Origin of the sequence: Shewanella hanedai (assembly GCF_007197645.1) — a bacterium.
Lineage (GTDB): Bacteria > Pseudomonadota > Gammaproteobacteria > Enterobacterales > Shewanellaceae > Shewanella > Shewanella hanedai.
This window is the reverse complement of record NZ_VKGK01000001.1, coordinates 169,173-182,100: the sequence shown is the minus strand read 5'-3', so window position 1 is coordinate 182,100 and position 12,928 is coordinate 169,173. Positions and strand designations below refer to the sequence as shown.

Here is a 12,928-nt window from a genome sequence, read left to right as displayed (position 1 = left end):
TTATTCAGCAACTATATGGTTACATTTATGTTAAGCAGCTTTCTCCTGAGGAAAGGTGAGCATCGAGTTAAAACGAGGCCACACAATTGCTTAGCTTAATAAGATCTGTTCAGCAGACGCTTTACCCCTTGTAGCATGACGCCACAAGGTAAAACACAAATGGAGAAACCATGAAATTAACCTATCTGGTCGCCGCAATAAGTTTATCTACGGGTTTTAACGCTGTAAGCAAGACAAATATCGTTCAAGATCATCACTTAGGAAACCTAAGAGCCCAAGTCCCTACACCGACCAACGCTTTAACTCAAACACTTTCACCTTGGAACACAGAGCAACTCATTAGTGCAGCTCCTGGATTAACTGGACCCAATGGGCCTGTTGCTGTAAACGATTGCAGCGCCTTTATTGGATTAAGCGGTGCTGCGCTTGTCAGTGAGCTTGCAAGCTCATCACCACAATGTGTTAGCCCGCTTTATAACCTTAAGGGCAGTGATGCTACCGCTCTGTTTAGTGAAGCAAATATGATCAGCGTGGCAACGGGAATCAACTCCCGTGCCCCTGAATATACGGGAGTTGATAGCACTGGCGTCGAGTCACTTATCTATTTTCAACGCGCTGCCCTTTATGTGCAATTTTACAGCCCAGAAGATGTGCCTGCCTACAGCGGTGCAGTTAAAGAAAATATCAAAACAGCAGTCACTGGTATTTTCAACAATGCGAATATTTGGACTGTTTCTGAGGAGAATTCAGGGGTCTTAAAAGAGTCATTAATCTTAATTGACTCCGCTGGCTTAGGTGCCGATTTTAACCATGTCACTAAACAAGTATTGAGTGAGTATAATGCCGATTGGCAGGCCAGTTGGGGCATGAATGGTGCAGCAAACGCTGTCTTTACCACCCTATTTCGCGCTCAGTGGGACGATGCCATGAAGACACTGTTTGCTACCGACCATAGCATTCTCGACTCTCTCAATAACTTTCAACTCAATAATCGACACTTAGTCGGAACCGATGCTGAATATGTACTGCTTAATGGCGTGCGTGAAATGGCTCGTCTGTATCATATTCCATCAATGACCAGCAAGGTCAAGACTTTGGTCAAAGCCGTACTTGATAGCAGCAATAAAAACGATGAGTCCAAAGTGATTTGGCTAGCCGCAGCAGGGATGGCTGACTATTACGACAGAGCCAATTGTAATTTTTACGATATCTGTGGTTTTAAAGCCCAACTTGAAGCCGATACCCTCAGCTTTAACTGGCAATGCTCAGACACTTTAACCATGAGAGCGCAGGCACTTTATCAAAGTCAGGCTCAATGGGCCTGTGAAGTACTCGGCAACCAAGAGACCTACTTCCACAGTAAACTAGGCACAAATAACACACCAGTCAGTAACGATAATAACGCCGCCCTTGAGTTGGTCGTTTTTGATAGTTCCAGTGACTACCAATCCTATGCGGGTACCTTTTTTGGCATCAACACCAATAATGGCGGAATGTACCTTGAAGGCTCACCTGCAGGCATTAAAAATCAAGCACGATTTATCGCCTATGAAGCACAGTGGCGTCAGCCTGACTTCCATATTTGGAACCTACAACATGAATACGTCCACTACCTCGATGGTCGTTATAATCTGCATGGTGACTTCGGTCGCGGGATCTCAGCAAACACCATCTGGTGGATAGAGGGACTGGCTGAATATATCTCCTATCGCGATGCAAATACCACTGCTATCACCATGGGAGAAACAGCGGAGTTCCCTCTTTCGACTATCTTCAAAAACAACTATGACTCGGGTCAAGATCGTATCTACCGCTGGGGATACCTAGCTGTACGCTTCATGTTCGAAAATCATAGGTCAGATGTGGATCAGATCTTAGCCTATCTTCGTAACGATCAATACGAGGAGTACCAAGTCTTTATGGACAGTATCGGCACACGTTATGACAACGAGTGGACAGGCTGGCTCACCAGCGGATTAAGCACTGCCGAAAACGGCATCATAGATCGCGGTCCCTCCGATGCCGATGCGATCCCAAGTGGAACTGATGGCAACTGGGCTGGTCCTAAGTCGAGCATCAGTACCGATTACTCCCCCTGCATTGTCACCGACGAAGCTAACCGCTATAGCAAGGATGCCAGTCTTAAGCTCGACATCCCCATGGAGTGTATCGACTCGCAAAATGGACGAGCCAGTTTTGCCGTCGCCAATATAGACAATTCCAGTCAGGAACTCTGGATCAAGGTTGGCGGAGGCTGGGGGGATGCTGACATCTATTACAGCAGTACAGGCTGGGCGAGCGGTGAGTCGAATGAAGGCTACGGGATTGGAGATGGTAACCATGAGGTGATTAAGGTCACCATGAATCCCAATGAATATTGGCACTATATTACCCTCTCAGGTGATTTTGGTGGCGTCGACATGCTAGTGAGCACAACAGAAGTGGTCGCCGACCCAGATCCAGCCCAAGGTGGTGATAATGGAGGAGGAACACCACCTGTACCTGTTGAAGATTGCGGGGCTGCAACCATCAGTTATGGACAACTCACACTGGGAAAAAGTGAGTGTGTCAGCGGAGGTAAAAATAGTCTTTACGTCTTTGTTGAAGAAGATAATACCCAGCTAACCATCACCACCGCAGGCGGAAACGGCGATGCTAATCTCTATTTCCATGCCGACAGTTGGGCCAGTAGCACCAACCATCAGGCTAGCTCAATGAGTACAGGGAATAATGAAACCTTACAGGTCACGGCTAACAGAGGCTGGCGTTATATTACTGTCGATTCGGAGAGTGAATTTAGTGGCGTGACAGTCACTGTCGACCTGAGTTCGAATACAACACCGCCAGTCACGCCACCAAGCTCTGGCACGATAACCGATGCCTGTCAGACGCTCAATCCGGTCAGTGATGGCCGCCTAACGTCAGGTACAGCCATTTGTGCCGCAGATGGTATCAACTACTATTCGCTTTGGATCGATGAGGGCACAAGCGAGCTTATCGTCAGTTCAGCTTATGGTAATGGAGATGTTAGCCTCTATGGCGGCACATCTTGGCCTAACGCCACTAGCTACGGTGCAGCCTCGACTAATCCAGACAACACTCACGAGAGCTTCACTGTCAGTCATCCCACCACAGGTTGGTACTACGTCACGCTACAAAGTGAAGTGGCAAGCTCAGGAGTGGCTGTTCAAGCAGAGATAAAATAATACTCATTGAGATTTAATTAAGCGTTAGGGGTTCTCCTCTAACGCTTTTTTATGTCTATTTAAAGTTTAGAAATGAATGCTTAACGAGAGCAACAGGGACTAAGTAAATGTAGTTTTTAAAATATTAATAAATTGATAAACAAAGTAAAAGCATCTTAATATGACTTTCTATAGATATAAAAAAAGCGGCCCTAAGGCCGCTAATGACAAGTCATTTTAATTACTTAGAACTGCACACTGATTGGATCTGAGCATAAGCTCGTTCCAGCTTCACAGATTTTATAAACAACCGATGCAGGTGCATCTCTGAAACGGTCACGGTAACGACCATCATTGTTGGTTGTCGCGACGATCTCTCCATTACGGTAGATAGCAACTGAGTTACCATTTGCGCCATCCCAAGCGAGGTCTACTAACGCACTACCACGACGAGACAACTTAGCGCGAAGTATTTCAGCTGTAATGTCGCCATTAAACACATCAACATTCATGTTAGCGGTATCAGTGTTATTTTCAGAATCTGTGACGGTAAGTGATACGGCATAGCTGCCCGCTGATGCGTAAGAGTGAGTCGGGTTCGTATCAACTGAAGTGCCTGTATCACCGAAGTTCCAGCTATAGCTAACAATATCATCGTCGGCATCAGTACTTGTATTCGTGAAGCTAACACTCAACCCATCAACACTAGATTCAAAACCGGCAACTGGCGTCGCAGAACCTTCGGAAACAGAAACCGACTGACTGTCACTATCAGATAAGTCATTGATGTCTGTCACCGTCAACGTCACTTGATATTGCCCTCCAACGCCATAAGCATGAACAGGGGAAGTAGCACTACTTTCATTACCATCACCAAAACTCCATTGATAGCTGGAGATCTCCCCGCTAGAAGGTGAAGAGTCGAATTGGCAACTCAGTTCGTTGCATTGAGTCGTAAAACTAGCGACGGGTTCAATAGGTGTACCGCCAGCATCTGGATTCCCCATTTCGATCGCAAAACTCAACGCTAAACGGGCAAAAGGCACCGAGTTTTCGGCTTCTGAATCGCTGTTTGCTAATGTGTCATGTCTTGAGTGAATATTGGGGTTATAGTCATTTAAATTAGATTCAAATGGCATCGTGGTTGGATAACCTTGGTCATACCAAGAGGCGTGATCGGAGCAGGCATAACCACAACTATCATCACCGTAAACGATTTGTGGCTGATAAGTATCGAGTAGTTGCTTCATATAAAGAGCAAAGTTGCTGTCGATATAATCAGTCATAAACACAATATCTTCAGTTGAGCCATGATAGTTAGTCATATCAAGTTGAAGGGCCGCTAATACTTGCGCGCCACTCGCTTTATAAGCTGCTGCGATCTCACTTGAACCTCTTAATCCAACCTCTTCGGCGGCATAACCCATAATATGGATACTACGCTGGGGTTGCTCACCACTCTCCAATAAAGCACTGGCAACATTGGTAAGCGACGCAATGCCCGACGCATCATCATCTGCACCAGGGGCCACCGTTCCCTCCCCAGTTCCATAACCAGCGGTAGAGTCAAGATGCCCGCCCATCACCAATATTTCATCAGGATACTGGCTGCCCGTTATTTTCAAAATAACTGAGTCTTGACCCCAACCACTGTGGTTATAAGACTCTACACTGGCCCAAGCGTGTTGACTGGCCAGCTGAGCCCAGTGGCTTGCAAGCCAATCGGCAGCCTGCTTTCCTGTACTGCTGGTATAGTATCGATTTGTAAAGCCACTCAAAGATTGAATGGTAGTTTTGATCTTTCCCGCTTCGATTAGGGGAAGAAGTGCATTGACCTTCTCACTATGCTGAATTGGCGGCGCATTAAACGCCAACTTCTGCTTCGGTCCCTGCATGGCGTCAACCGCCTCTTGATAACTGCTATGGACGATATAACCGCCACAACGATTCTTTTGTTCATGCATAATGTGCGTCAAGTTTTGCAGTTGTGTTTCATTAGCTTGATAGATAAGAACAGGCAATTTATCTATCTTGGAATACTGCAATGCGGGAGCGAGTTGAGCGCCGACCTGAGTAGCTTGGTACTGCGCATCACTGCCTATGGTTATCCATACTTTCTTCTCCTCTGCAATTACCAATGTGCTGGCGGTTAGCAGGGGCAGTAAAACGCCTAACGCTGAAATTTTTGTAAATGAATTCATAACAAACATCCTTTCCCGTGTAAGTTTCAAAGTAAATTCCGTTGCATTTCAAGTCAGAATTTTTGCCATAGCACACTCTGAGTAGATCAACTTCTTATTACTGATTGGTATACATAAACGCAGTTCTAAAACAGTTAATGCATGAAGATATATTGAAATGGCTTTCTACAGAGATAAAAAAAAGCGGCCCTAAGGCCACTAATGACAAGTAATATTAATTACTTAGAACTGTGCAGTGATTGGATCTGAGCATAAGCTCGTTCCAGCTTCACAGATTGTATAAACAACTGATGCAGGTGCATCTCTGAAACGGTCACGGTAACGACCATCATTGTTGGTTGTCGCGACCATCTCTCCATCACGGTAAATAGCAACTGAGTTACCATTTGCGCCATCCCAAGCGAGGTCAACTAACGCACTACCACGACGAGACAACTTAGCGCGGAGTATTTCAGCTGTAATGACGTTATCAAACACATCAACATTCATGCTAGCGGTATCAGTGTTACCTTCTGAATCTGTCACGGTAAGTGATACGGCATAGCTACCCGCTGATGCGTAAGTGTGAGCAGGGTTCATATCAGCTGAAGTGCCCATATCACCGAAGTCCCAGCTATAGCTAACGATATCATCGTCGGCATCGGTACTTGTATTAGTGAAGCTAACACTCAAGCCATCAACACTAGATTCAAAACCGGCAACTGGCGCCTCAGGCCCCGTACCTTCACCTACACCTGAGATAACGATACCCCAGCTGTTTAGTGTTCCTAGATCCGCTGCAGCATTATCGCTAACAGCCAGAGTCCAAGTTCCTATCGCCATCTCACCATTAAAGTCAGCAAGATCCCAGCTCATCACTACGTCATCTGCACTACCGCCAGAACGGTTATGTAGTACACTTTCCGTTCCTTCTGGAGATGTAAGCGTAACGATAAGGTCACCACTCCAAGTATGAGTAATGTCTACATCAGCATTAACACCGAAGATTTGAACATCATCAGTCACTTCAATCGTACTTACGATACCAGCAGAATCATTATCTGGAATATCCATTGGGTCATCGTTGCCATAAGGATAATCTTCAATACCCTGCGGCAATACGCCTAATGAAACAGTCTTGCTCTTCTGAATAGTGCCATCATCACCAGAAACGGTAATGCTGTAATCACCCCAAGCAGTTGAACCTTCGGTCATAACATCAAGTGTAAAGCTATCGCCATCCATCACTGTGTCAGCAGATAGAGACACACCAGCAAGGGCTGGAGTCACTTCAAAACTTAACGCAACAGACTCATCCCACCCAGCAACACTACCAACACTAAAGTCATAACTAGCAGACTCTCCCGCTATGATAGTTTGTGAAGATGGTGTGACTGTGAAGCGGTAACTTGGAGATGGATCAGCCATGTCCAGTGCAGTTGCTAGGTTCAAGCGAGCACCAGAAACGGTCTTACCCGCCAAATCTGCATTTGCATCACCAGAATCCATCAGCAGTTGCTTCATCTCATCAATCGTAAGATCAGGATTAATTGACCATACTAATGCAGCAGCACCGGTAACGTGGGGACTGGCCATGGACGTCCCGCTGAATACAGAGTAATTATTACCCGGCGTAGTAGACAGAATACTGCTACCCGGTGCCCCCATATCCACAGATGTTGGCCCCCAATGAGAACAGCTATCCAGAGCGTCATTACGGGTAGTCATGGAGACAGCCAAAATGGCATCAGAGTCGTATGAAGCCGGGTAGCTTGGCTCCTGATCGATATCACGCGCAGGTGCTCCACTCCTACAATTACCTGCCGCAGCGACAAACAGAATGCCTTCATCACCACTGGCATCAATAGAATCTTTTAGTGCTTGGCTGAAAGCACCACCACCCCACGAGTTATTACTCGCCTTGATATCAATACCATGATTAACTTTAAGATCAGTCAAGTAATCGATACACGCGATCGCCCCTTCAGTAGAACCTGAACCTCCTGCATCGAGGAACTGACAACCAATAATTGACACATCCCAGTTAACACCGACTACACCAACACCGTTGTTACCTTTTGCTCCGATCGTACCAGAAACGTGAGTACCATGGCCGTTACCATCCATCGGGTCACCATCATCATCGATAGCACTGTAACCATGGACATCATCGATAACGCCGTTGCCATCATCATCTATACCGTTACCGGCAATCTCATTCGGATTAGTCCAAATATTACCTTGGAGATCTTCATGGTTGTAATCAACACCGGTATCGATAACTGCAACGATGACATCGGTGTCACCAGTTGAAGTGTCCCAAGCCGTTACTGCGCTGATATCAGCACCAGCAGTACCACCATCTTGACCGGTATTATTAAGTCCCCACATTTCAGGGTAACGAGGATCATCAGGCGTACCTAGCGCCTTGATAACATAGTTTGGCTCAGCATATTTTACCGCAGGATGTTGACTGATCATTTTAATTGCTTTTGATACATCAGATCCTGAACGTAGTGATAGACTTGCTAGCTTGCCATTCATTAAATTGGCAAACTTATCATCAACACCGTCAGCATTAGCGTCACGGATTGAACCGCGAACTAAACGTTGTGCAGAAAGGCGCTCAGACTGAGTGGCATTATCTTTATATACAACAAGAATCGAATCTTTGACGTATTCATGTTGAGTTACTTTAGCCTGAACTGGCGCTGCGGAGACCGTAATTGCTGCCGCAATGGCAAGTGCAATCGGTGAAATCTTATTAAACATATTCTGACTTCCTTTTTATCCCTAAATTCTATATCCGGAACATCCGGAACCAAATCCAACTAAGACCCTTTCGTCGGTATTAATCCTCTCCCCAAGAAAGTCTCAAAGTAAATTCCGGTGCATTTCACAATCAGGATTGTTGCCACAACACTCACTGTTTTGAAAGCTGGCTCACGGGCTTTACAACCTTTCTACTACGCCCATTGCCTTATCACCTAGAGTAAAAACAGTAAAACCCGACCTAACCAAAACAAATAAAACTAGTAAAAACAAATGGATAAAAAGTAAACAGCTTGTTAAAAGTTTTTTATTGGTGAGAGTTTGATAAATAGACCTTCTTCCGATTGCGGCATTTTCACATGTCTGTAACTTGAACCTTCATCTGGATCTGTTGCCGCAAACTTTAAGACAGCAGCTCTTAGGGATAGTAAAACGAGTTCGATTGGGTTTAAAACAAGAAAACCTAATAATCATCAATAGAAAGGGGTATTAAAGTGTCAATACTTAACTCTGTATTCTTACTGTTTATCACTCTTTGTTTCAGCACTTGGGTGTTGGCAGATGATGATCTAGACACCTCGAGTACCTACGAACTGCCTGTCACTCTACAATCTCTTCTTGAAAGCAATGGGCGAGAAAACCTCGTTAACCTAGTCCAGCTAGGCAACCTTAATACTGCACATATTATACAACTCGGTAGTCATAACTACACCGATCTGTTGCAGTTAGGGGATAACAACGAGGCCGATGTAGCTCAATATGGGAAGAATAATCAAGTAGAACTGATTCAAGTTGGCGATGATAACCAAGCTTCCATTACGCAAGTTGGAAACAATAATCAGGTTAATCTAAATCAACTTGGCAGTGCTAACTTCTCCATCGAGCAGATTGCTGATGGTGCAGAAATAACCATAACACAATATTAAACAGGGAAAGTCACATGAGATCTCAGACTAAAAAAACAATACTAGCGCTAGCGATCACAGCAGGATTTGGCATGAGTAGCTCAGCATTTGCTGGATCAGATAACTCTGCAACCATTACACAAACCACTAACACAGCTGACTCAGTTCAAGGGCAAGAAGCCTATGTCGAACAGACTGGCACCCTTAGTGTGGCTGTTGTTAATCAGGAAGGTGATAATCAATCTACTACTGTCGTGCAAGAAGGTACGTCTGTAGAAGCTTATGTTAACTCAACTGGTTTAGGTAACAATACTGAAGTTGATCAGGCTGATGAGTCACACAAAACGAATGTCGACGTAACAGGTAACGATAACGAAACTTATGTTGCTCAATTCGACACCGCCAATATCACCAATATTGATGTTACAGGCAACAACAACAGCGTCGATGTGGCACAGGATGGTTCAGCAAGTGAAGCTGTCGTTGAGTTAATCGGTGATAACAATACCGCAGTCATCAACCAAGATGGTGATGATAACTTTGGTGTCTACCGAGTAGAAGGCAATGATAATGACGGTAAAGTTACTCAAGCGGGTAACAATAACACTGCAGGTATGGTCTCTCTTGATATCACACCAAACGTAGGCAACAACAACGATGTTGATGTTTACCAAGAAGGAAATGGCAACCTAGGCGCTGTTAAAGGCGTTGCTGGTGACGACAACAACTTCGTTGTTAGCCAAATAGGTGATGACAACACAGGTTTTGTCTACGGCCTTACTGGTTCTGATAATGAAATCGAAATAGATCAAGAAGGCGACGACAATACATCTTATCTCGCTTTCACCCAAGGCGATGACAACTACGTTGAGATCGTTCAAATCGGAATGAGCAACACGATTGGCGACACGCTTATAGCCGAAATTGAAGGTGATGATAACGACATCAATGTTGATCAAGAAGGCGACAACAACGGTGCAGAGTTCCAAGTATTCGGCAACGATAATGATGTCACGTTAGATCAAGAAGGTAATACAAACTTCGCGTCGTTTGGTGCCTATGGGGATAACAATGATTTTGACCTAAGAAGTGATGGCAACGATGGTAAAGTGACCGCTTTCGCTACAGGTGATGACAACAACATTGATATTAGCCAAGAGGGTGACAGCAACGACGGGTATGCCGATGTTACTGGTGACGACAATGACGTTGATATTGAACAAGATGGCAATGAAAACGAAGCTTTAGTTACTGTCGTTGGTATGGACAATACCGATGTAGAGATGACTCAAGACGGTGATCTTAACCTGATTGACCTTATCATTACAGGCGATGAGAACACAGCCTTAATCACGCAAACAGGTGATGGTAACTGGGTTGGTAGTGAAGGTAATGGAGCGTTTGCTGTTACGGGTGATAACAACAGTCTAACGATTGCTCAAACTGGTAATGATAACCTAGTGATGGGCTCACAAACGGGTATGGACAATACTATATCAGTGACTCAAACCGGTGATTTCAACACGGCAACAGTCATTCAAAACTAGTTTTAAATAACGATACATAAAAGGGAGCCTAACCGGCTCCCTTTTTTATTACCTTAATATCGATAGCAACTCAGATAACGCAGCTGCTTTCTTAGCTGTTCAATTCAACTTTATTACCTAGGGTGGTTCACAGCGATTTCAGCACTCACTTACATCAGTCAGTCAGTCAGTCAGTACTAGTTTAATTAAAGAGGGACATAAAAAAAGAAGCCTAATCGGCTCCCTTTTCAACTATTCGAGTTGAGTTAATTAAGAACATAACTCTAACTGACTCTGATAGCTCTGTGCCCACCTTAACAACTCAACTCTATTACGCGACTGAGTCTTTCTGAAAATAGAGGAGATATGTGCCTTAACAGTATGCTCACTAATGCATAATCGATGAGCTATCTCCTTATTCCTAGCTCCGCTAGACACTAAACTAATAATCGTTCTCTCTCTGCTGGTTAGCATCTGCATCATCACTGCACTGTCTTGCAATGTATCATTTGCACTGTCCAACTTACGCACGAGACGACTAAAAACTTGGCTGATTAATTGCCGATCAAAATAAAGTTCACCTTCGACCATATTAGTAATGCCCGACATTAATGAATCCATACCTTGGTTTGAGTAGAGAACACCTTTTATTCCCAATAACAATGCCGACTCAGCCTGCAATGTATTAGGTTCAACCTGGTGAAGCGCGACGGGAAACTGTGACGCTAGCCTAGACGCGATTAAAGGGATGCCTTTGTTGTCTAGAGCCTCCCCTTTTTGGGCAATAAAACAAAAACTATTCGACAGTAAGCCGTTAAATAGTTCAGAAGACTTGCTGATAATACGAGTCTTTAATCCAATAGAGTCTGCCAAAATAGCTAAGTGGCATGGCGCCTCAATTTGGTGAAAAAAGACAAGTTCATCGATTTGGTTCATACGAATTCTCCTTGTCAATATCATTATGTTCTCACCCTGAAGAAAACATAAAACACTCTCTGGTCCATAAGAGCTAATACAATTCATTTACCTTTGGTAGGCATTTTTATAACAAAACGATATAATTTACCAGAAAATAAACTATAAACACAAGTTAAAACCAATTAAAGCATATAAACCAGATTTATCACCAAAACGAATACATTATACAGATTGATTTAATAAAAAAAAGGGCTCAAAAGCCCTTACAGGCGCTATACATCAGACCCTGACTTCCAATAACCTAATGCGATTCCTTTATCCACCATCTCCGCGACGGCCAACTCAATCGCTTGCAGTACACAAAACTGTACAGGCTCGTTAGTCGTAAACCCCATTTCAGCTTCGGCTAGGCGATTCAAACTGGTAAAACGGAACAAGCCAGCCCTCATCTGTTGCGAGAATACGCGCTTAGTTGTCGACACTGACATCATCACTTTTCCGCTATGAACATCAACAGCTCGCAAATAGATAGTGACTTGGTCTTCACGATAAAGTTCAGAAGCACCGATACCATAATATTCAAGTCCGATGCCGCCAGTACTTACATTCGTCTCATAGCTAATGATTCCACCTTCGAGTAACAGCCTTGCATTGGTCAACTGGGGAACTTCAGACTCATTTTTCTTAACCGGCTGCTTCTTCGTTATTTTTCGCTCAGTTAACAGATTTTGTAACCCTTCTCGCTCCACTGGTGTAAACCAACGAGATTCAAGTAAGGTTTGAATTAACATTGAGGTTGCACCTTGAGTCACCGCAGTCGAGAATGAACTTACATTTTGTTGGGGCTTGTACTGCCCGGTTTGATCCCTAAAGGAATAAACAGCCACGGGAATAGGATATTTAGGCGGCGTTTTTGCTTGCAGTACCTTCATCGTACTACTCACAGGGTTAATCTCAGCCTCAGTAATATTAATATCAGGTTTAGCTATCAGGCCACAGGCTGATAAAGAGAGCAATACAAGCATAGTCAGTAAATTTTTCATCACTTATCCTCCCCCGCCATAGACTGGCATCTCGATCACAGTGACCTCACCCGTTAGCAAGTTGGTGATGGTTAACATCACACCATCGCCGACCGTTGCCACTTCGATACGAAAGTCACCTGTGTCATAGGTACCATCAGTGATATTACCTTTGGCGATTTCTCGAGTGATCTCATTGAGAATGTTACGTTCCAATGACTCTTTAAAGCGGGTAACAAAGTCTTTATCAGAGCTATCAGCCTCATGATCATTTTGTGCATTTGCCTTATTAAGCAAATATGAGCCATTGAGGGCTGAACCACCGAAACTTGGATTAATCGGGGTGTAGACTAATTCTGTAGCCTGGGCGCTGCTAATCGTTATGCTTGCAGCCAAAATTAACATCCTGTAGTTCATAAT

Annotated in this window: 8 protein-coding genes; 3 read left to right on the top strand and 5 right to left on the bottom strand. The window is 44.3% G+C overall.

The genetic code is table 11. The features are described from left to right. Positions 1-170 precede the first annotated feature (170 nt). The gene (locus FN961_RS00710; protein ID WP_143562630.1) at positions 171-3,206 is read left to right on the top strand and encodes a M9 family metallopeptidase; all 3,036 of its coding nucleotides are present in this window, start codon (positions 171-173) and stop codon (positions 3,204-3,206) included. Positions 3,207-3,430: 224 nt separating this feature from the next. Here the strand turns inward: FN961_RS00710 and FN961_RS00705 are convergent, their stop codons facing one another. Together FN961_RS00705 and FN961_RS00700 are read right to left on the bottom strand one after the other, a co-directional pair. Then, positions 3,431-5,386, bottom strand: a complete 1,956-nt coding sequence (locus tag FN961_RS00705; protein ID WP_143562629.1) for a M20/M25/M40 family metallo-hydrolase — start codon at positions 5,384-5,386, stop codon at positions 3,431-3,433. A gap of 222 nt (positions 5,387-5,608) precedes the next feature. Continuing rightward, positions 5,609-8,137: a S8 family serine peptidase gene (locus tag FN961_RS00700; protein WP_143562628.1), complete on the bottom strand. Its 2,529-nt coding sequence runs from the start codon at positions 8,135-8,137 to the stop codon at positions 5,609-5,611. A 551-nt stretch (positions 8,138-8,688) separates the two neighbouring features. Here FN961_RS00700 and FN961_RS00695 point away from each other — a divergent pair. After that, positions 8,689-9,063, top strand: coding sequence for a curlin repeat-containing protein (locus FN961_RS00695; protein ID WP_373293338.1), 375 nt, complete (start codon positions 8,689-8,691; stop codon positions 9,061-9,063). A gap of 14 nt (positions 9,064-9,077) precedes the next feature. After that, positions 9,078-10,589 carry a curlin gene (locus FN961_RS00690; protein ID WP_143562626.1) on the top strand — a complete coding sequence of 504 codons (1,512 nt, stop codon included), beginning with the start codon at positions 9,078-9,080 and terminating at the stop codon, positions 10,587-10,589. 249 nt (positions 10,590-10,838) lie between these two features. Here FN961_RS00690 and FN961_RS00685 read toward each other — a convergent pair whose 3' ends face one another. The 3 genes from FN961_RS00685 to FN961_RS00675 all read right to left on the bottom strand — a co-directional run bounded on the left by FN961_RS00685 (position 10,839) and on the right by FN961_RS00675 (position 12,925). Then, positions 10,839-11,504 carry a response regulator transcription factor gene (locus FN961_RS00685; protein ID WP_143562625.1) on the bottom strand — a complete coding sequence of 222 codons (666 nt, stop codon included), beginning with the start codon at positions 11,502-11,504 and terminating at the stop codon, positions 10,839-10,841. A 254-nt stretch (positions 11,505-11,758) separates the two neighbouring features. After that, a complete protein-coding gene (locus FN961_RS00680; protein ID WP_185972677.1) occupies positions 11,759-12,529 on the bottom strand; it encodes a CsgG/HfaB family protein in 771 nt (256 codons plus the stop codon). Positions 12,530-12,532: 3 nt separating this feature from the next. Continuing rightward, positions 12,533-12,925 (bottom strand): curli assembly protein CsgF, encoded by a 393-nt coding sequence (locus FN961_RS00675; RefSeq protein WP_143562623.1) that lies wholly within the window; start codon positions 12,923-12,925, stop codon positions 12,533-12,535. Between the last annotated feature and the right edge of the window lie 3 nt (positions 12,926-12,928).